18 protein-coding genes and 1 pseudogene are annotated in these 19,992 nt (G+C 73.4%); 16 read left to right on the forward strand and 3 right to left on the reverse strand.

Annotated features, from left to right (window positions below; genetic code table 11):
* Positions 1-568 precede the first annotated feature (568 nt).
* The 12 genes and pseudogenes from AD017_RS35105 to pqqE all read left to right on the forward strand — a co-directional run bounded on the left by AD017_RS35105 (position 569) and on the right by pqqE (position 11,446).
* Positions 569-1,216: a hypothetical protein gene (locus AD017_RS35105; RefSeq protein WP_060572357.1), complete on the forward strand. Its 648-nt coding sequence runs from the start codon at positions 569-571 to the stop codon at positions 1,214-1,216.
* Between the two features lie 24 nt (positions 1,217-1,240).
* Positions 1,241-1,675, forward strand: a pseudogene (gene rnhA / locus AD017_RS33155) (ribonuclease HI); the annotation flags it as partial.
* Between the two features lie 73 nt (positions 1,676-1,748).
* Positions 1,749-3,845, forward strand: coding sequence for a prolyl oligopeptidase family serine peptidase (locus AD017_RS01165; RefSeq protein ID WP_060572359.1), 2,097 nt, complete (start codon positions 1,749-1,751; stop codon positions 3,843-3,845).
* Positions 3,846-4,094: 249 nt separating this feature from the next.
* A complete protein-coding gene (locus AD017_RS01170) occupies positions 4,095-4,316 on the forward strand; it encodes a rubredoxin (RefSeq protein ID WP_010241637.1) in 222 nt (73 codons plus the stop codon).
* A 13-nt stretch (positions 4,317-4,329) separates the two neighbouring features.
* A complete protein-coding gene (locus tag AD017_RS01175; RefSeq protein ID WP_010241636.1) occupies positions 4,330-5,097 on the forward strand; it encodes a ribonucleotide-diphosphate reductase subunit beta in 768 nt (255 codons plus the stop codon).
* A 982-nt stretch (positions 5,098-6,079) separates the two neighbouring features.
* Entirely contained in the window at positions 6,080-6,544 is a 465-nt protein-coding gene (locus AD017_RS01180; RefSeq protein WP_010241632.1) for an MSMEG_3727 family PQQ-associated protein, read from the forward strand.
* A 12-nt stretch (positions 6,545-6,556) separates the two neighbouring features.
* Entirely contained in the window at positions 6,557-8,245 is a 1,689-nt protein-coding gene (locus AD017_RS01185; protein ID WP_010241631.1) for a PQQ-dependent dehydrogenase, methanol/ethanol family, read from the forward strand.
* 53 nt (positions 8,246-8,298) lie between these two features.
* Positions 8,299-8,391 (forward strand): pyrroloquinoline quinone precursor peptide PqqA, encoded by a 93-nt coding sequence (gene pqqA, locus AD017_RS34260; RefSeq protein WP_227012628.1) that lies wholly within the window; start codon positions 8,299-8,301, stop codon positions 8,389-8,391.
* Positions 8,392-8,457: 66 nt separating this feature from the next.
* A complete protein-coding gene (pqqB, locus tag AD017_RS01195) occupies positions 8,458-9,351 on the forward strand; it encodes a pyrroloquinoline quinone biosynthesis protein PqqB (RefSeq protein WP_010241627.1) in 894 nt (297 codons plus the stop codon).
* 1 nt (position 9,352) lies between these two features.
* Complete coding sequence (pqqC, locus tag AD017_RS01200) at positions 9,353-10,066, forward strand: pyrroloquinoline-quinone synthase PqqC (protein WP_010241625.1); 714 nt, start codon at positions 9,353-9,355, stop codon at positions 10,064-10,066.
* Between the two features lie 4 nt (positions 10,067-10,070).
* Positions 10,071-10,367, forward strand: coding sequence for a pyrroloquinoline quinone biosynthesis peptide chaperone PqqD (gene pqqD / locus AD017_RS01205; protein WP_029239985.1), 297 nt, complete (start codon positions 10,071-10,073; stop codon positions 10,365-10,367).
* Complete coding sequence (gene pqqE, locus AD017_RS01210; RefSeq protein ID WP_060572363.1) at positions 10,364-11,446, forward strand: pyrroloquinoline quinone biosynthesis protein PqqE; 1,083 nt, start codon at positions 10,364-10,366, stop codon at positions 11,444-11,446. The genes pqqD and pqqE overlap by 4 nt, the downstream gene beginning before the upstream one ends.
* A gap of 68 nt (positions 11,447-11,514) precedes the next feature.
* On the opposite strand, the gene AD017_RS01215 is transcribed toward pqqE, so the two are convergent.
* Positions 11,515-12,597 (reverse strand): sodium:calcium antiporter, encoded by a 1,083-nt coding sequence (locus AD017_RS01215; protein WP_010241622.1) that lies wholly within the window; start codon positions 12,595-12,597, stop codon positions 11,515-11,517.
* A 192-nt stretch (positions 12,598-12,789) separates the two neighbouring features.
* Complete coding sequence (locus tag AD017_RS01220) at positions 12,790-13,413, reverse strand: SMI1/KNR4 family protein (protein WP_010241621.1); 624 nt, start codon at positions 13,411-13,413, stop codon at positions 12,790-12,792.
* Between the two features lie 176 nt (positions 13,414-13,589).
* Between AD017_RS01220 and AD017_RS35945 the strand changes: the two genes are divergently transcribed.
* Positions 13,590-13,967: an FKBP-type peptidyl-prolyl cis-trans isomerase gene (locus tag AD017_RS35945; protein ID WP_010241620.1), complete on the forward strand. Its 378-nt coding sequence runs from the start codon at positions 13,590-13,592 to the stop codon at positions 13,965-13,967.
* Positions 13,964-14,473 (forward strand): metallophosphoesterase, encoded by a 510-nt coding sequence (locus AD017_RS01230; protein ID WP_060576171.1) that lies wholly within the window; start codon positions 13,964-13,966, stop codon positions 14,471-14,473. The genes AD017_RS35945 and AD017_RS01230 overlap by 4 nt, the downstream gene beginning before the upstream one ends.
* Here AD017_RS01230 and AD017_RS01235 read toward each other — a convergent pair.
* Positions 14,470-15,564 carry a TerC family protein gene (locus AD017_RS01235; protein WP_010241618.1) on the reverse strand — a complete coding sequence of 365 codons (1,095 nt, stop codon included), beginning with the start codon at positions 15,562-15,564 and terminating at the stop codon, positions 14,470-14,472. The genes AD017_RS01230 and AD017_RS01235 overlap by 4 nt on opposite strands.
* 376 nt (positions 15,565-15,940) lie before the next feature.
* Here AD017_RS01235 and AD017_RS01240 point away from each other — a divergent pair, with 376 nt between their 5' ends.
* Positions 15,941-19,066, forward strand: a complete 3,126-nt coding sequence (locus AD017_RS01240) for an ATP-binding cassette domain-containing protein (RefSeq protein WP_060572365.1) — start codon at positions 15,941-15,943, stop codon at positions 19,064-19,066.
* Positions 19,063-19,989 carry an ABC transporter permease gene (locus AD017_RS01245; RefSeq protein ID WP_060572367.1) on the forward strand — a complete coding sequence of 309 codons (927 nt, stop codon included), beginning with the start codon at positions 19,063-19,065 and terminating at the stop codon, positions 19,987-19,989. The genes AD017_RS01240 and AD017_RS01245 overlap by 4 nt, the downstream gene beginning before the upstream one ends.
* Positions 19,990-19,992 lie beyond the last annotated feature (3 nt).

A 19,992-nucleotide genomic window follows, 5' to 3' on the forward strand; every position in this document is an offset into this window, starting at 1 on the left:
CGTTCACGCACGGTCATCGTTGCAGGACGACCGGCCGCCGTTACTGCTCCGAACGGACGCTGTGCGCGACCACGAGGTGCACTTACCGTGCCCGATCGATGAGCGCTCCCCACGCCGACGACCGTGCCCACGACCGAACCGAGGACCGCCGCAACGGCCATCCGGCCGCCGGTGTGCTCGACGGACCACCGTTGCCGCGTCCCCGTCCGGCACCGTCGCCCGGCGCCGGCGCCGATCGCCGCGCCGCCCCGGACGGAGCGGGCGTTCCCGGCGGCCCCGGTGAGGCGGGGACGCCGGACGGGCCGGGCGCCCTCGGGCAGGCCGGCTTCCCCGGGGTAGCCGGTGTCCCCGGCCCGCGCCGCGACGCCGGACCGATCGCTCCACCGCGCCCACAGGTCCCGGGTCCGCGTGCACCCGGGACCGCCGGACCGGCCGGACACGGGCCCGCCGCACCGGCGGGCCCGGCCCCCGGGGCGACCGAGCTGACCGGCCCCGTCCAGGGCCCGCCGGCCGGCCCGCGCACTCCCCCCCCATGCCCTGGCCTGCGGTCCCGCCGCCCGGAGCGCCCGTGCCGCAGGTGTACCCCGGCGGCCGTCCGCAGCACGACCAGGACCGGCAGGCGGGCCGGTGGAACCCCCTCGTCGCCCTGCGTGCCGTCGACACCGAGCGGTTCACCGGGACGCTCCGGTCCGCCGTGCCGCACCGGACCGCCGCCATCGCCGTCGGCGCGACGCTGGCGCTCGCCGTCGGCGTCGTCGTCGCCGCCTACGCGGGAGCCGGCTCCGGGACGGACGCCGCCGGTGTGGGTGCGCCGGCGACGGACGCGACCGTCCCGGCCCCGGCCGACCTGGTCGCGGGCAGCACCGCCGCCGACCCGGCCGCGTTCGGCGACGTCGCGGCCTTCACCTCCCCGACCGGCAACATCGCCTGCCGCGTCGACGGCGGCGAGGCGCGCTGCGACGTGCGGAACCGGCAGTGGACCGCCGAGGGCATCGACGGCTGCACCGACCCCGGCCTCGTCGTCGGCCGCGCCGGCGGCGCGCGGGCGAGCTGCGACGGAGTCCCGGCGCCGACCGACGGGACGGCCCTCGGCTACGACACGCACGTGACACGCGGCGACGTCACCTGCGTCAGCCGCCGGACCGGTGTCGAGTGCCGTGATGCGGCGTCCGGCCACGGCTTCAGCGCGGCCCGGGCGTCGTACCGCCTGTACTGACGGCTAGCGTCGCGGCCCGTGACGGTGGTCGTGGAGATCTTCACCGACGGTGCCTGCGTGCCGAACCCGGGTCCCGGTGGCTGGGGTGCGGTGCTGCGTTACGGCGAACACGAGCGGGAGCTGCACGGCGGGGAGCCCACGACCACGACGAACAACCGGATGGAGCTCACCGCGCCGATCCGCGCGCTGGAGGCGCTCACCCGGCACAGCGTCGTCCACCTGCACACCGACAGCACCTACGTGCGCAACGGGATCACCCAGTGGCTGCCGCGCTGGAAGACGCGCGGCTGGCGCACCGCCGCCGGGGAGCCGGTGAAGAACGACGACCTCTGGCGCGAGCTGGACGCCGCCGTCCGGCGGCACGACGTGACCTGGTTCTGGGTGAAGGGACACTCGGGGCACCCGGAGAACGAGCGCGCCGACCGGCTCGCGGCGCAAGGCTGCGCGGTGGCCGGGCGGCGCCGGCGCGCACGGCCGCGACGGGGCGTCGGATACGGTCCGGCTCGACCCCGACCTCCCCGGAGAGACGCCCGTGACGGACACGTTCCCCCGCCTGCACGCCCGCACCCGACGGTTCTCCCTCGGCGTCCCCCGCGGGTTCACCGTCGCCCCGGACGGGTCCCGCGCGGTGTTCCTGCGCACCCGGTCGGGGACCGACCCGGTGACGTGCCTGTGGTCGGTCGACGCGGCGACCGGCGAGGAGCGGCTGCTGGTGGACCCGGCGCAGGTCCCGGGTCTGCCGGGTGAGGAGGACCTGCCCGCCGCGGAGCGCGCCCGCCGGGAGCGGGTGCGCGAGCAGGCCGGCGGCGTCGTCGGGTACACGGTGGACGCCGCCGTCGAGCGGGCCGTGTTCGCGCTGTCCGGGCGTCCGTTCACCGTCGCGCTCACCGGGGACCCGCAGGTCCGCCCGCTCGACGTGGGCGCGGTGGAGGCCGTCGTCGACCCGCGGATCGACCCCACCGGTTCCCGGGTCGCGTTCGTCGCCGACCGGGCACTGCACCTGCACGACCTCGCCACCGGTACGACGACGCGGCCGGCCGTGCCCGACGCCGACGACGTGTCCTACGGACTCGCCGACTTCGCCGCGGCCGAGGAGATGGGCCGCACCCGCGGCTTCTGGTGGTCCCCCGACGGCGACGCGCTGCTCGTCGCCCGGGTCGACGAGTCCCCCGTCGCCCGCTGGCACATCGCCGATCCGGCCCACCCGGACCGGGTCCCGGCCGAGGTCCGGTACCCCGCGGCGGGCACTCCGAACGCCGTCGTCGGCCTGGAGATCGTGACCCTCGACGGCACCCGTACGCCGGTGCGCTGGGACGCCGGCGCCCACGAGTACCTCGCCACCGCCGGGTGGGACGCGCACGGCCCGCTGCTCTCGGTGCAGCCGCGCGACCAGCGGGAGGTGCGCACCCTCGCCGTCGACCCCGCGACGGGCACCACGACCACCCTGCACTCGCAGACCGACGCGGTGTGGGTGGAGAACGTCCCGGGCGTGCCGGCCCGCACGGAGTCCGGTGCGCTCGTCCGGGTCACCGACGACGGCGGGGCGCGCCGCCTCGTACACGGCGACGCCACGCTCACGGGGCCGGACCTGCAGGTCCGCGACGTCCTCGGGATCGACGGCGAGACCGTCCTGTTCCGGGCGTCGGCCGACCCGACGTCGGTGGCGCTCTACTCGGTCGCCCCCGGCGGTTCGCCCGTCCTGCTCTCCCCCGCCGACGGCCTGCACGCGGGCACGGCGGCGGGCGGCACCCTGGTCCGGATCTCCCAGGACCTGGTGACCGCGCCGCACGCGGTGCTGGTGACCGCGGACGGCACCGAGCACCCGGTCGCCGGGCACGCCGTCGAGCCGGGCCTCTCGCCCGCACCCGCGCTGCACGCGTTCGGCGAGCGGGCGCTGCGGACCGCGGTGTTCCTGCCGTCCGGGCACGTCCCGGGCACGAAGGTCCCGGTCCTGCTCGACCCGTACGGCGGGCCGCACTCCCAGCGCGTCGTGCGGTCCCGCAACGCGCACCTGACCAGCCGCTGGTTCGCCGAGCAGGGTTTCGCGGTGGTCGTCACCGACGGCCGCGGCTCGCCGGGGCGCGGCCCGGAGTTCGAGCGGGCGATCCACGGCGACCTCGCGGGTCCGGTGCTGGAGGACCAGGTCGCGGCGCTGCACGCCGCCGCCGACGAGTACCCGGACCTGGACCTGACCCGGGTCGGCATCCGCGGCTGGTCGTTCGGCGGGTACCTGGCCGCACTCGCCGTGCTGCGCAGGCCGGACGTGTTCCACGCGGGTGTGGCGGGCGCGCCGGTCACCGACTGGGCGCTGTACGACACCCACTACACCGAGCGCTACCTCGGGATGCCCGGCGGCGAGTCGTACACCCGGTCGTCGATCGTCGACGACGCCGGGACCCCGCCGACCGCGGACGCCCCGCACCGCCCGCTGATGATCGTCCACGGCCTGGCCGACGACAACGTCGTCGCCGCGCACACGCTGCGCCTGTCCTCGGCGCTGCTCGCCGCCGGCCGCCCGCACCAGGTGCTGCCGCTGTCGGGGGTCACGCACATGACCCCGCAGGAGGTCGTCGCGGAGAACCTGCTGCTCCTGCAGGTCGGGTTCCTGCGCGAGGCCCTCGGCGGCTGAGTCCCGCCCCCGGTGCACCCGGTGCCGGTACCGGGCACCGCGACGGGCCGCATCACCCGAAACACGTGTTTCGCGGTGGACCTTGCGAGGGCGGCACGTGGTGTGGCTCCCTGGTCACAGGACGACCGTGACCGGCCTCGTGCGGCGCGGCCGGTGTCGTCCGGTGGTACGGCAACGACGCCGTGGGAGGCACATGACGATGCACGAACACACCACGCGGCGCCGGTCCGGTCCGGTCCGGAGCGGCGTATGAGCGGCGGCGGGACGGCGGTCGCCGAGGCGCAGGCCCGGCTGTGGTTCTGCGAACCGTGCGGTTTCGTCTACGACCCGGCCGAGGGCGATCCGGACAGCGGCATCGAGCCCGGCACCCCCTTCGAGGACATCCCGGACGACTGGATGTGCCCCATCTGCGGCGCCTCGAAGTCGGACTTCCGCGAGCTCGAGCCGGGCGAGGAGTTCCCGGGACTGTGAGGACGGTGCGGTCATGGCCATGATCGGCAGCTACGACCACTTCGTGACGCTGGCCGCGTCGCTGCAGTGGGACGAGACGGAGATCGACTTCTCGGAGGACCGCGCCGCCTGGCCTGCGCTGACCGAGTGGGAGCACGAGCGGGTCCTCGGGCTCATCGCGGGCTTCTGCATCGCCGAGACCTCGGTGGCGGGACAGCTCGGCTCCTACCAGGCGGCGGCCCGTGAGGACTCGATGGAGGCGGCGTTCCGGGCGCAGGCCCGGGACGAGGCGCGGCACGCCCGCTTCTTCGACCGGGTCGCCTCGGACGTCGCCGGGATCCCGGGGGCGAACCCGGCCGCGCGGCAGGACGTGCTGCGCGCGCAGGTCGGTGCCGAGCTCGTCGACCTGTTCGAGCACCGCCTGCCGGCCACCGCGCGGCAGCTGGCCGAGGACCCGGCCGGGTTGACGGGGGCCGTCGGGCTCTACCACATGGTCATCGAGGGGGTCGTCCTGCTGGCCGGGCAGCACGCGATGCTCGACACCCTGGAGGGCCTGTCCCGCCCGCTGCCGGGGGTGCGGAAGGGGATGGAGCTCGTCCTGCGCGACGAGCGGTGGCACATCGGGTTCGGCTCCCGGATCGTGCAGTGCGCCGACATCGGCCGTGAGGACGCCGACGCGCTGCTGGAGCAGGGCGAGAACGCGGCGAAGGTCTGGGGCGACCTGATCACCCCGGAGGCGATCGACACCGCGGTGCGTCAGCACCGCCGGCGGCTGAAGGCGGCCGGCATCAAGTTCTGGTGACGACGACCGGACGGCACGAACGGCGGCGACCCTGACCGTAAGGTCAGGGTCGCCGCCGTCTTTCCGCCCGCCCGTGGCGGGCCCGCCGCCACGGCCGCCACCTGCGGGCACCGGGCCCGGCGCCGTGTTCCTGCCCTCCCGCGCCGTCCCTGTCCCGGGCCCCGCGCCCGCACCACGGTGACGCCTCGCCGGAACCGACCCGGGAAACACATGTTTCATTCGCCCCGGTACCGCGCGGACCAGCGGGAAATACCTCCCGGCACCGCCCCGGGACGCGCCCGGAGCGGGCGTCGCACTCGATGTCCACATCAGACAGAGCGACCGCCGGACGATCTTCGTCTACGGGAACGCTGCACGTCACAGCGTCACGGGCCGGGCCCGCTGGAGTGACGGGCGCCACCCACCGGGCGACGGAATCGCACACCGGACAGAAGCCGGAACGAATTCCGGAAAGCTCACCGACACAGGCTCGACGCTTATTTTCGGCCAGAGGTGCGGTGTCCGGCGAAATGCGATCGCACACGTCCCGGAGCAATTTCCGGAACAGCTACGAACGGCACTTCCGGATCAGCACCCGGCGCGCGGGTGCACCACCGGAGCGGACGACCTCGACGCCCGGCCCCGATCCCCCGGCCCCCGCCCACCCGCGCCCCGGCGCGCCGCCACGGCCGACCACGCCGTCGACCGTGCACCGCCATGACCAGGAAGATCCTCCCGTGGAGCGTGCCGGTGCCGGCGGACACCACGTCCCACCGGCGGCGCCCCGGCGCCGGACCGGCCACCCGGACCTGCTGCGCGACACCGGACGGTGAGCCCCTCGCGAAGCCTGCGGGAGCGCCGTCGTATTCACGTCCGGATCGCCCCCGGGGGACCGCGTGATCGTTCTCCGGAATTCCCACGATCCTGGGGTTGACGGCCGTACCGACCAGTGTGAAAGTGATCACGCAACCCGCCGACGAATTGCGCTCGGGAGGATATGTCAATGACGACGACTTCAGGTGATCGGACGGCCGAACTGGCCGCTGCGGGCCTGGACGGGCAGAACAGGACCGCACTCGGCCGACTGCTCAACACCGGGAGCATCGGCAACGCCGAGGAGGGTGCCGACGGTGTCCTGCGCGCCACCATCCGGATCCCGGAGGACGAGCTGCGCTACGACCCCGCCATCCTCGTCCTCCCGCACGGCGGGGACATCGAGCTGACGCTGATCAACGACGACAAGAACACCCACTGTGCGGTGCTGCCGAGCAACGGCGACCCCAAGTTCATCTGGCTGGTGAACCACTCCAAGGGCACCGCGAAGCTCAACCTGGACGGGCCGGGCACCTACTACTACGGCTCCGCGAGCGGGAACGACGAGGGCCGCGGTCTCACCGGGGCGATCGTCATCGGTGGCGAGGTCCCCGACAGCGCCAAGCTCGACCGACCCCCGCAGCCGCGCCCGTAGGAAGGAGACGAGATGACCGACTACGTCGACGCGGGCGAAGCCATCCCGCACGCACAGCTCAGCAACGTCAAGGGCGAGGCCCCGGCCACCCGCAACGTGGACTACGACCGGATCCTCGGTGCCCGCTCGGAGCCGGACAACTGGCTGACCTACTACGGGACCTACGACGGTCAGCGCTACAGCGAGCTCGACCAGATCAACAAGGACAACGTCCGCCGCCTCACCCCCGCGTGGGTGTTCCAGGCCGGCGCGGTGGGCATGCAGTCCGGCGCCTCGACCTACTCGTTCGAGGCGTCGCCGATCGTGGTCGAGGGCGTCATGTACGTCTCCGGCCCGGACGGCCGGGCCTGGGCGATCGACGCCAAGACCGGCGAGGAGCTCTGGCGCTACAAGCACGCCTCGCCGTACGACGTGTCGCTGTGCTGCGGCAACGTCAACCGAGGCGTCGCCGTGGGCCACGGCAAGGTGTACATGTACACCCTCAACGCCCACCTCATCGCGCTCGACGCGCGTACCGGCGAGAAGGTCTGGGACGTCGTCAACGGTGACGTACGTGCCGGCGAGAGCGGCTCGGTCGCGCCGCTGATCGTCAAGGACATGGTGATCTGCGGCAGCGCGGGCGGCGAGTTCGGCGTCCGCGGTCACCTGGACGCCTTCGACGCGCAGACCGGCGAGCGGCGCTGGCGCTGCTACATGGTCCCGAAGCCGGGCGAGCCCGGCTCGGAGACCTGGCCCGACGACGGCGAGGCGTGGCAGCGCGGCGGGGCGAACTGCTGGGTCACACCCACCTACGACCCGGAGCTGGAGCTGCTGTTCCAGGGCACCGGCAACCCGGCGCCGGACTTCGACGGCGCGGTCCGCCCCGGTGACAACCTGTACACCGACAGCACCGTCGCGGTGGACGTCAACACGGGGCAGATCCGCTGGCACTACCAGTTCACCCCGCACGACCTGTGGGACTACGACTCCACGATGGAGAACGTCCTGTTCGACGCGCCGGACGGGCGGAAGCTCCTCGCGCACGCGGACAAGAACGGCTACTTCTTCGTCCTCGACCGCACCAACGGCGAGCTCGTCCGCGTGTTCCCGTTCGTCGACCGGATCACCTGGGGTGAGATCACCCCGGAGGGCAAGGTCACGCCCAAGGTGTATCCGGACGAGGAGGGCGTCCCGGTGCACTTCTGGCCGGGTCCGGCCGGCGGCAAGGAATGGACGCACATGTCCTACAGCCGCCAGACCGGGCTGATCTACGTCCCGGTGCAGGAGGTCGGGGCGACGGCGACCCGCAGGCGCCGGGAGTTCAAGGAGTCGATCCCCTACTGGGGCGCGGGCGTCGCCGTCGACCTCGAGGACTTCTACGGCTTCGTGAGCGCGATCGACCCGCTCACCGGCGAGGAGAAGTGGCGCTGGCGCAACGAGTACCCGATGTGCGCCTCGAACGTCACCACGGCGGGCGGCCTGGTCTTCCAGGGCACGCCGACCGGTGAGTTCGTCGCGCTCGACGCCGAGACCGGGGAGAAGCTCTGGTCGTTCCAGTGCGGCAGCGGTCACCACTCCAGCCCGACGGTCTTCAGCGTCGACGGCCGGCAGTACATCGCGGTGCCGACCGGCTGGGGCGGCTGGATCGAGGGCTTCCTGCCCGGCCTGCTCGGGGCCGCCGCGGGCGACGCGCTGTTCTGCTTCGCCCTGCCGGAGGACTGAGGACCGGCCATTCTGGACACGGCAGACCCGAGACCCGGAAGGAGGTGTCCGCCGTGGAGAGCATCACCGAGTGGGAGGCCCCCGACTTCGAGGAGGTCGGTTGCGCGCCCGAGGTGACGATGTACATCGCCCGCACCGAGGCGTGACGGAGTGAACGTCCAGGGGCGCCGGAGAGGATCCGGCGCCCCTGCGGCGTGCCTACGAGGAGGAACATGCGCGTCCGGATCCTGGGTTCGGCAGCCGGTGGTGGATTCCCGCAGTGGAACTGCGGCTGCCCGGGGTGCCGGGCGGTGCGCGACGGCACGCGCCCCGCGACACCGCGTACCCAGTCGTCGATCGCGGTCAGCCCGGACGGGGAACGGTGGTGGCTCGTCAACGCCTCCCCCGACGTCCGCACCCAGCTGGCGGACACCCCCGCGCTGCACCCCACCGGCGACCGGGCCTCACCGCTGCAGGGCGTGCTGCTCACCGACGCCGAGATCGACCACACGCTCGGCCTGGTGCTGCTGCGCGAGGGCAGCGGTGTGCACGTGCACGCGACCGCCGCCTCCGAACGCACCCTGCGCGCCGGCACCGGTCTGCTGGACACGCTCGAGAAGTTCTGCCCCGTGCACTGGACACCCGTCGTCCCCGGGACCGGGCACGACCTCGGCGGGCTCGTCTACCGGGCGTTCGACGTGCCCACCGCGAAGCACGACCGGTTCGGCACCGGCGGCGACGGCGCGGGCCGGGTCGTCGGCTACCGGTTCACCGACACCGCGAGCGGCCGCAGCGCGGTCTACCTGCCCGGGGTCCAGCAGCTGACCCCCGCGGTGCTCGGCGAGCTGGCGGGTGCCGACGTACTGCTGATCGACGGCACCACCTGGCACGACGACGAGATGATCCGGCTCGGCCTGGCCTCCAAGACCGCGCACGACATGGGACACCTGCACGTCGGGGGCCCCGGTGGCAGTCTGGACGTGCTGTCCCGGCTGGGCCTGCCGCGGGTCGTCTACGTGCACGTCAACAACACCAACCCGATCCTGCTCGACGACTCGGACGAGCGCGCCGAGGTGGAGAAGGCCGGCTTCACGGTCGGCACCGACGGACTGGACCTGGAGGTCTGAGGTGAGCGCAACGCTCGACAGCGGCACCGGCACCGCACTGGTGGAACGCCTGCGCGCCCACGCCCGCAGCTACCACAGCGCGCACCCGTTCCACCTGCGGATGAACGAGGGCACGCTGACGCCCGACCAGATCCGCGGGTGGGTCGCGAACCGGTTCGCCTACCAGGAGGCCATCCCCGTCAAGGACGCGGCGATCCTCTCGAACTGCCCGGACGTCACGGTCCGGCGGCGCTGGATCCGCCGGATCACCGATCACGACGGCACCGCCGCCGACGGCCCCACGAGCGGCGGGATCGAGGCGTGGCTGCGACTCGGCGAGGCGTGCGGCCTGAGCCGGGCGGAGATCCTCGACCACCGGCACGTCCAGCCGGGTGTCCGGTTCGCCGTCGACGCCTACGTCACCTTCGCCCGCACGAAGCCCTGGGTCGAGGCGGTGGCGTCCTCGCTGACCGAGCTGTTCGCGCCCGACCTGATGGCCGAGCGGCTGGCCGCGTTCGAGAAGTACTACACCTGGATCGAGCCGGACGGCCTCCAGTACTTCCGGAACCGGTTGTTCCAGGCACCGCGGGACTCCGAGCACGCGCTCGAGGTCGTCGTCGAGCACTGCCACAGCGCCGCCGAACAGGACGCCGCCGAGGCCGCGCTGTCCTTCAAGTGCGACGTGTTGTGGTCCATGATGGACGCGATCGACCATGCCTATCCCGATCGTGGGTGACACCGTGACGGAGGTTCCCGGCGACGCCCGTCCCCGGCTCGGCCAGTTCGTCCGGATGCGTCCGGACCGGGCCACCGGCGGGCACGTCCTGCTCGGACCGGAGACCGTCGTCGTACTGAACCCCACCGGGCACGCCGTGCTGGCGCTGTGCGACGGCGGCCGGACGGTCGACGAGATCGTCGCCGCGCTCGTCGCCGGGCACGAGGGTGCCGACGAGGCCACGGTCGCCGGCCAGGTGCGCGACTACCTGGGCCGGCTCGCGGACCGGAACCTCGTGACCCTCGGCGGAGCGGGCCGATGACCGCGCCGCGCCCGTTCGGGCTGCTCGCCGAGCTCACCTACCGCTGCCCGCTGGCCTGCGCCTACTGCTCCAACCCGATCGAGCTCGCCCGCTACGACGACGAGCTCTCCACCGCCGACTGGCAGCGGGTGTTCGCCGAGGCGGCCGACCTCGGGGTGCTGCAGTGCCACCTGTCCGGCGGCGAGCCGCTGCTGCGCCGCGACCTGACCGAGCTGGTGCGCACGGCGCAGTCCCTGGGGATGTACACGAACCTGGTCACCAGCGCGATCGGGCTGTCCCGGCCGCGTGCCGAGGCGCTGCGCGCCGCCGGGCTCGACCACGTGCAGGTCAGTGTCCAGGCCGACGAGCCCGCCACGTCCGACCGGATCGCCGGGGTCCGCTCCTTCGAGCGCAAGATCGAGGCGTGCCGGCTGGTCCGGGAGCTGGGCTGGCCGTTGACCGTCAACGTCGTGCTGCACCGGCAGAACATCGACCGGATCGGCGAGATCATCACCCTCGTCGAGGAGCTGCAGGCCGACCGGGTGGAGCTGGCGAACACCCAGTACTACGGCTGGGCGTGGAAGAACCGGTCGTCGCTGCTGCCGAGCCGCGAGCAGCTCGACCGCGCCGAGGAGATCGTCACGGCGGCCCGGGCGCGGTTGGCCGGGCGCATGGAGATCGTGCACGTCCTGCCCGACTACTACAGCCGCTACCCGAAGCCCTGCATGGGCGGATGGGCGCAGCGCCAGCTCACCGTCGCGCCGGACGGGCACGCACTGCCCTGCCCGGCCGCGCAGACCCTGCCGCTGCCACCCGCGTCCGTCCGGGAGTCCTCGCTCGCCGACATCTGGACCTCCGCGCCGCTCTTCACCGCGTACCGCGGCGACAGCTGGATGCAGGACCCGTGCCGGACCTGCGACCGCAAGGAGATCGACCTCGGGGGCTGCCGCTGCCAGGCCTTCCAGCTGACCGGGGACCCGGCGGCGACCGACCCGGTCTGCCACCTCTCCCCCGAGCACGCCCGGGTGGAGGAGGCCGTGGCCGAGGCGAACCGCCCGGACCCGGTGGATCTCGAGCTGGTGCCGCGGCCGCATCGGTAGGCGCTCCGCGCTCGTGAGTGGAAAAGTGGGTCAGGGCCACGTTTTCCACTCACGGGCGCGCAGCGCCCCTAATCGTCGTCCGCAGGGACGACCCCGAAGACGACGAAGCTGACGATCCAGTAGAGGACGTAGCCGACGAGCAGCACGACGCCGTGCCAGCGTCGCAGCCGTCCGGTCCACAACGCGTACGTCGAGAACCCGATCAGGAGGATCAGCGCCGGCAGGTGCCAGACGAAGACGTCGTCGCCCACCTCGATCGCACCGCCGGCCAGCACGATGATGCCGAGCTTGGCCGTCACCGAGAACACGACCGACCCGATGACGTTGCCGACGCCGATCAGCGGCGCACCGCGGCGGGCGGGCTCGACGGTGAGGAAGATGTCCTCCAGGGTCAGCACCAGGGTCGCGATGGTCGCGCCGAACACGGTGCCGGCGATCCCGAAGTCCTCCAGGATGCCCTCGGTGCCCTCGGCCATCACCCAGGCGCCGACGACCAGCCCGACCAGCGACAGCACCGCCAGCCCGAGCAGTGCCCAGCCGGGCAGGTGCCGTTTGGAGGTGAGTGTCATGTCGCCGGTGCGGGAGACGTCGTCGGACAGCGTGCCGCCACCGCCGTTCCCGGCCCCCTCCATGACCTCGCTGTCGCGGAACACCGCGACCGACCGGGTGCGCTCGCGCACCGCGACGTAGGCCACGAACGCGACGAACAGCGCGATCAGCAGGATCGCCAGTGCCGTCCCGATCTGGCCGACGAACGCCAGCGCCACCAGGACCAGCGGGGACGCCGCGAAGATCACGAGGTAGTCGCGGGGCACCTGGACGCGGCACGGCACCAGCAGTGCGGCCAGCGCCAGCACCACGCCGACCATCGAGATCACCGTGCCGAAGACGACGCCGAGCGCGACGTCCTCCATGCCCTCCAGGTTGAGCGCGACGCCGAACACGAGGTCGTCGAACTCGATTCCGGTGAAGATCACCGCGAGGAGGAAGACGGAGATCGCGAGACCGCGGGCGGCCCCGACCAGATAGGTGATCAGTTTCTCGGCGCTGTAGATCAGCAACGCGGCACCGGCCGCGAATATGAGGATCGACATCATCGGCGGTCGCAGCCTCCTCGTCGCCACACCGCCGCGGACCAGCGCGAACGCCATCGGCGAACTCGTCGTGTGAGTATTCGTGCGCGCACCACGACACCGGCGTCACCCCACCGGGATCGATGCTGTGATAGATGCTCGCAAGAATGTGACAGCCACGACAGAGTTGATTTCCGATCCTCTTCGGAGCACTATGTCCTGTTCGCGGTGATCGGCACCACACCGTCCGATCCGGACCGCTGGGGCGGTTCAGCGCAGGTCGGGCAGGTCCCAGAAGCAGTACGACGACCCGCCGGGGTCGGGGTCCTGCGGTGCGGGCAGTGCGGAGGCGGCCAACCGGCGCAGGTAGTCGGTGACGCCGGCCCCGACGCGCCGGCGTTCGTCCTCGTCCGGCCCGGCGACGACGACCTGGCCCACGTCCCCGCCCGGCTCCGGGACGACGTCGACGGCGAGCGCGTTCCCACCCCCGTCGAGGGCGAGCGGCCACCAGCCCGCGTCCCAGTAGCGGGCCCGGACCGGGTCACCGGCGCGGACGGTCACGTGGTCGTGGCTGCCGTCCTCCAGCACGTCCAGCCAGCCGCGGTAGATCACCACGGCCTCCGCGACCGGGAGCATCCGGTAGGTCGCCGGGAAGAGGCTGGTGAACCGGTCCGGCTTGTACCCCGGCACCCGCGGGTGGTCGTTCCACTGACCGTCGCAGAGCAGGTAGAGCGCCCGGAGCGCGGCCGGGAACGGGCTGCCGAACACGACCTCGGCGGCGTCGACGTCGGCCGGGCCGGCGGGCGGGCGGGCGTTCTCCGATGCGGGGTAGCCGGCGGTGTCGAGGGCGGCCAGCCAGGTGGTCCAGGCGACGCGCGGGTCGGGATCGGTCATGGGGCGCAGCCTGGCACGAACCGGGTGGTCACCGGGCCGGATCGGGGACGACCGGCACCGGGCGCTCCGCGAGCGGCACGGCCCGGGGTCCGGCGCGTCCCGGTGGACCCCGTTCTGGCAGGGTCCCCGGGGACAGCCGACCGAGGTCGGGATCCAGCCCGCTGGGAGCACGCACCGTGACCGCACCGCAGAAGCCCGCCGTCGAGATCGTCGACGGCCCGCTGCCCACCGACCTGGTGGTCGAGGACCTCGCCGTCGGCGACGGCCCGGAGGCCAAGCCGGGCGACGCCGTCGCCGTGCACTACGTCGGCGTCTCCCAGTCCACCGGCCGCGAGTTCGACAACTCCTACGACCGTGGCCAGCCGCTGCAGTTCGGCCTCGGCGCCGGCCAGGTCATCTCCGGCTGGGACACCGGCGTCGTCGGCATGAGGATCGGCGGCCGTCGCCGGCTCGTCATCCCGCCGCACCTGGGCTACGGCGCCCGTGGCGCCGGCGGCGTCATCGCGCCGAACGAGACGCTGATCTTCGTCTGCGACCTGGTCGGCGTGAACTGAGCTCGCTCGTCCTGATCTCGGACACCCATGCCCCGGCCCGGGGAGGCGCCCACGAGGGCGGCCTCCCCGGGCCGGTCTGGGATGCGGTGGACGCCGCCGACGTCGTCGTGCACGCGGGCGACTGGTGCTCGGTGGAGCTGCTCGACCGCCTGTCGGCGCGGGCGGCCCGGCTGGTGGCCTGCTGGGGCAACAACGACGGCGACGACCTGAGGGCCCGGCTGCCGGAGACGGCCCGGGTGGTGATCGACGGCGTCCGGGTCGCGGTCACCCACGAGACCGGCGCGAAGCAGGGCCGGGAGAACCGGGCACTGCGGGCACACCCGGAGACCGACCTGCTCGTGTTCGGGCACTCGCACATCCCGTGGGACACGTGCGCGGGCGGGCTCCGCCTGCTCAACCCGGGGTCGCCGACCGACCGCAGGCGGATGCCCACCCACACCTGGATGACGCTCACGCTGGACGACGGCCGGATCGGCGACGTCGTCCTCCACCACCTCGAGGGCTAGTCGCGCGGCGGGGACGACACGTGGTGGTCGGCCTGCTCGTCGGCGGCCACGATCCGCGCGGCCTCCTCCTTCGAGCGCGCCAGCGGCGGCGCGGTGATGGCGCTGCTCTGCTCGGCCAGCTCCGGCTTGAGGCGCACCGCGACCAGGCTGGAGATCGTGGTGATCGCCAGGACGCCGATGATGACGGCCAGCGACAGCCCGATCCCGATCTCCGGCACCGGCAGCGGCTCCCCGCCGTTCAGGAACGGCAGGTCGTTCTCGTGCATGGCGTGCAGCGCGAGCTTCACGCCGATGAAGGCCAGCAGCACGGCCAGCCCGTACGACAGGAACACGAGCTTGTTGAGCAGGCCGCCGAGCAGGAAGTAGAGCTGGCGCAGGCCCATCAGCGCGAACGCGTTCGCGGTGAAGACCAGGTACGCCTCCTGGGTCAGGCCGAAGATCGCCGGGATCGAGTCCAGCGCGAACATGATGTCGGTGACGCCGATCGCGATCATCACGATCAGCATCGGCGTCAGCCAGCGCTTGCCGTCGATCTTCACGATCGTCTTGGCGCCCTGGTAGTCGTCGGTGACGGGGAAGACCTTGCGCACCCAGCGGAGGACACGGCCCTCCTCCCACTCCTCGTCGTCGCCACCGGCGGCCTGCTTGACCAGCGTGATCGCGGTGTAGACGAGGAACGCGGCGAACAGGTAGAAGACCCAGCTGAACTCGTTGATCACCGCGGCGCCCGCCGCGATGAAGATGCTGCGCATGATCAGCGCGATCACGATGCCGACGAGCAGCACCCGGTGCTGGTGGATCACCGGCACCTTGAACGCCGACATGATGATCAGGAAGACGAACAGGTTGTCGACCGAGAGCGAGTACTCGGTGAGGTAGCCGGCGAAGAACTCACCGGCGTAGGTGCCTCCGGCGACGAACCAGATGCCGATACCGAAGGCCACGGCGAGCGCGACGTAGAAGGCGACCCAGCGCGTCACCTCGCCGAGCGTGACGGCGTGCGGCTTGTGGTCGTTCAGCCAGAGATCGGCGCCGATGACCAGGACGAACCCGGCGATCGTGACCAGCCAGACCCACAGGGGGACGTTCACGTACTTCCTCCAGACCAGGGCAGCATGAGACGGCCCGAGGTCTCTCCCGCCACGTCGCCGCGGTGGCGGCGCCAGGCGTGGCCGGTGGTGCCGGGTCCACCGGGAACAACGCTCCCGTCGGCACCGTGCTGACGACACCACCGCGGTAGGGATACTCCCCTGCGGTTCGCGTGGAGTGTCCACCTCAGAACCGTTGCGTGGCGAGGCGGGGTGACCGACAGCACCCGGTACCACCCGGACGGGGACCCCGTCCGTCCTTTTTGCCCGGTCCGATTCCGGATGCCGGAAGCGTCCCACCCGGGCCGGTGGCGACGTGACTCGCCGGACACCGCAACCGGCGCGGGGGCGCGGCCGGAGCGTTCTGCGTAGTTTCGGTGTGGTGCACGTCCTCCCCCGGGCCCGCCGGCTCACCGGTCCGCTCGTCGCCCTGCTCGTCGGCGGCCTCCTGGTGTCGGTCGCCCCCGTGGCCGCCGCCGCGACCGGCGACGACGGCGGTGCCGTCACCGTCTCCGAGGAGCGGGTCGCGGTGCCGGCCGGGCCCGGTGAGCCGGGGTCGGTCGGGATCGACACCTCGCTGTACGTCCCGGCCTCCGCGACGGCGGCCACGCCCGCACCCGCGGTGCTGGTCGCCCACGGCTTCGGCGGGTCGAAGCAGTCGGTCGACCGCGACGCCCGCGAGCTCGCCGCGCGCGGCTACGTCGTGCAGACCTGGACCGCCCGCGGGTTCGGTGCGTCCGGCGGCACGATCGGGCTGAACGACCCGCAGCGCGAGGTCGCCGACGCGTCCCGGCTCCTCGACCGGCTGGCCGCGCGGCCCGAGGTCGCGCAGGACGGCGCCGGGGACCCGCGGGCCGGCGTCACGGGCGGGTCCTACGGCGGCGGGCTCGCACTGCTCCTCGCCGGCACCGATCCACGCATCGACGCGCTCGCCCCGGTGATGACGTGGAACGACCTCGGGCAGTCGCTGTTCCCGAACAACGCGGTCCCGGCCGGCGAGGACCTGCCCGGCACGCCCGCCGCGGCCGCGGACGGTCCGGACGGGGTCTTCAAGAGCGGCTGGGCCGGGGTGTTCTTCGGCTCCGGTGGCCGGGTCGCCGGAGGCTCGGGCGGGTCGGGTGGCCCGGACGACTCGAGTGGTTCCGGTGGCTCGGACGGCACCGGTGACTCCGGCGGTTCCGCTGGTCCGGGTGGCTCCGGTGACTCAGCGTCCGACGACGCCGCGGGGGGCGGCGGATCGTCGGCCGGTGGCTCCGGTGGCTCCGGTGGCTCCGACGCGCCCGGAGCCGGATCGTCCGCCGGGAGCGGCGGCCCGGCCGGCGGGGCCGTTCCCGGCTCCGCCGCCCCCGGAGCCGGAGGCGTCCCCGAAGCGCCGTCCGCCGCCGTTCCGGGCGCACAGGTGACCTGCGGCCGGTTCGCCGCCGACGTCTGCGCCGCCTACGCCGAGGCCGCCCGCAGCGGCCGGGTCTCCCCGGAGCTGGCGGCACTGCTGCGTCGTTCCTCCCCCGCGACCGTCACCGGCCGGATCGCCGCGCCGGCGCTGCTGGTGCAGGGCGAGCAGGACACTCTCTTCGGCCTCGACCAGGCCGACGCGAACGCCCGGGAGATCGCCGCGAACGGCACGCCGGTGTCGGTGCTGTGGTTCGCGGGCGGTCACGACGGCTCCGCCCCGGACTCCGAGGTCCGCGCCCGGATCGGCGACTGGTTCGACCAGCACCTGCGCGGGGAACCCGCCGCCGACGGCACGACCGGAGCGCTGGCGGAGGCCCCGTTCGCCTACCAGGTGCGCAGCAACGTCCGCACCCGCGGCGACACGCCGACCGGCCGCACCGTGCTCGCCGACGGCTACCCCGGTCTCACCGGTGGCGCGACCCCGGCGACGCCCGTCCCGCTGTCGGGCGGCGAGCAGGTCGTCGCGCACCCGCCCGGCGGCAACCCGGCGGCGATCACCTCGCTGCCCGGTCTGGGCTCGGCGCTCGGCTCGCTGGGGTCGCTCGGGTCGCTCTCCTCGCTCGCCGCGCCCGGACAGTCCGCACGGTTCGTCTCCGAGCCGGTCGCCGAGGCGATGCAGCCGTCCGGGGCCGCGCGGACGACGGTGCGGATCGCGCGGGTGCCGGGCCAGCCGGCGCCGTCGACGGCGGTCCTGTTCGCCTCGGTGAGTGCGCTGTCCCCGGACGGCCGCAGCACCCTGCTCGGCAACGCCGTCGCCCCGCTGCGGGTCGGCGTCCCGGCCGACGGCAGCCCGGTGGAGGTGGCGGTGACGCTGCCCGGCGTCGTCGCACCGGTCACGGCGGGCAGCCGGCTGCAGGTGCAGTTCGCGACGACCGACCAGTCCTACGACTCGGGCACCGATCCGGCGGTGTGGCGGGTCTCCCCGGGCGGGGACGGGACGCTGTCGGTCCCGCAGGTCCCCGGCCGTACCGAATCGGCAGGCACCGTGCCCCTCTGGCCGGTCCTCGGGATCGCCGGTGTGCTCGCCGCCGCGCTGGCAGCCTGGCTGGTCACCCGGTACCGGTCCCGCCGTGCGGATCCGGACGCCGCGGACGCCGCCGCGGACGGGAGCGGCGACGAGGTTCCGCCGTTGCAGGTGAGCGGCCTCGCGAAGACCTACCGCAACGGCTTCCGGGCCGTCTCCGACGTCTCCCTGACGGTGCCCCGCGGCGCGGTGCTCGGGCTGCTCGGCCCGAACGGCGCCGGGAAGACGACCGTGCTGCGGATGCTGCTGGGCCTGATCGCACCGACGGGAGGCGAGATGCGGGCGTTCGGACGCCCGATCCGCCCGGGGGCGGCGGTGCTGTCCCGGATCGGGGCGTTCGTGGAGGGGCCGGGCTTCCTGCCGCACCTGTCGGGGGCGGAGAACCTGCGGCTGTACTGGCAGGCGACCGGGCGCCCCCCGGAGCAGGCGCGGATGGCGGAGACCCTGGAGATCGCCGGGCTCGGCGACTCGGTGCACCGGAAGGTCGGCACGTACTCGCAGGGGATGCGGCAGCGGCTGGCGATCGCGCAGGCCATGCTGGGGCTCCCGGAGCTGCTCATCCTCGACGAGCCCACCAACGGGCTCGACCCGCCCCAGATCCACGCGATGCGGGAGCTGCTGCGCCGCTACGCGTCCGCCGGCCGCACGGTGCTGGTCTCCAGCCACCTGCTGTCGGAGGTCGAGCAGACCTGCACCGACGTCGTCGTCATGCACCGGGGAACGGTCGTCGCGTCCGGCACCGTCGCCGAGCTCACGGCGGCCGGCGGTGGGTCGTCGTTCACCGTCGACGACACCGGCCGGACCGCCGGGATCCTGGCCGGTCTGGACGGTGTGTCCGACGTGATCACCGGCGACGAACCGGGTGTGGTGCACGCCCACCTCGACGGCGTCGCGCGGGCCGACGCCGTCGCCGCGCTGGTCGGCGCGGGGGTCGCGGTCAGCGCGGCCGGGCCGCGCGGACGGCTGGAGGACGCGTTCCTGGAACTGGTGGGCCCGGAGGGCCGTGACGTGAGCGGAGGTGGCTCGTGAGCAGCGACGACGGCCGCCGGGGCGGGGACGAGCGCCAGCTGTCCACCCGGCGGGGGCACGTGGGCGATCTCGTCGAGGGCGGGGCCGCGCCACCGGCCGTCCCCGGCCGGACGCTGCCGCTGCGGACCGAGCTGGTCCGGCAGCTGGAGCGGCGCCGCACGCAGGTGGCGTTCGCGCTGGTCGTGGCCATGCCGATCATCCTGTGGGCGGCGTTCTCACTGGGCGGCGACGACGACGGCGGCACGGCGAGCGGGCCGAACCTCGTCGACCTGGCGTCGGGTTCCGCGACGAACTTCGCGGTCTTCACGCTGTTCGCGTCGGCGAGCTTCCTGCTGGTGGTGCTGGTGGCGTTGTTCTTCGGGGACACGGTGGCGGCCGAGGCGTCCTGGTCGTCGCTGCGCTACCTGCTGGCGATCCCGGTGCCGCGGGCGCGGCTGCTGCGGCAGAAGGCCGTCGTCGCGGGGCTGCTGTCGGTCGCGGCCCTGTTGCTGCTCCCGATCGCGTCGCTGGTGGTGGGTGCGATCGCGTACGGCACCGGGGACCTGGTGTCCCCGGTGGGCGAGTCGCTGCCGTTCTGGACGGCCGTCGGCCGGGTCCTGCTCGGGGCGCTCTACGTCACCGTGCAGCTGAGCTGGGTCGCGGGGCTCGCCCTGCTGCTGTCGGTGAGCACCGACGCACCGCTGGGCGCGGTCGGCGGGGCGGTGATGGCGTCGATCGTCTCCCAGATCATCGACCAGATCGACGACCTCGGCGTGATCCGGAACTTCCTGCCCACCCACTACGGCGACGCCTGGTCCGCACTGCTGGCCCGGGACATCGACTGGGCCGAGATGACCTACGGGGCGTTCTCCGCGGTCTGCTACGCGACCGTCTTCCTGGGGGCGGCGGCCTGGCGCTTCACCCGCAAGGACATCACCAGCTGAGCG

Source organism: Pseudonocardia sp. EC080619-01 (assembly GCF_001420995.1).
GTDB lineage: Bacteria > Actinomycetota > Actinomycetes > Mycobacteriales > Pseudonocardiaceae > Pseudonocardia.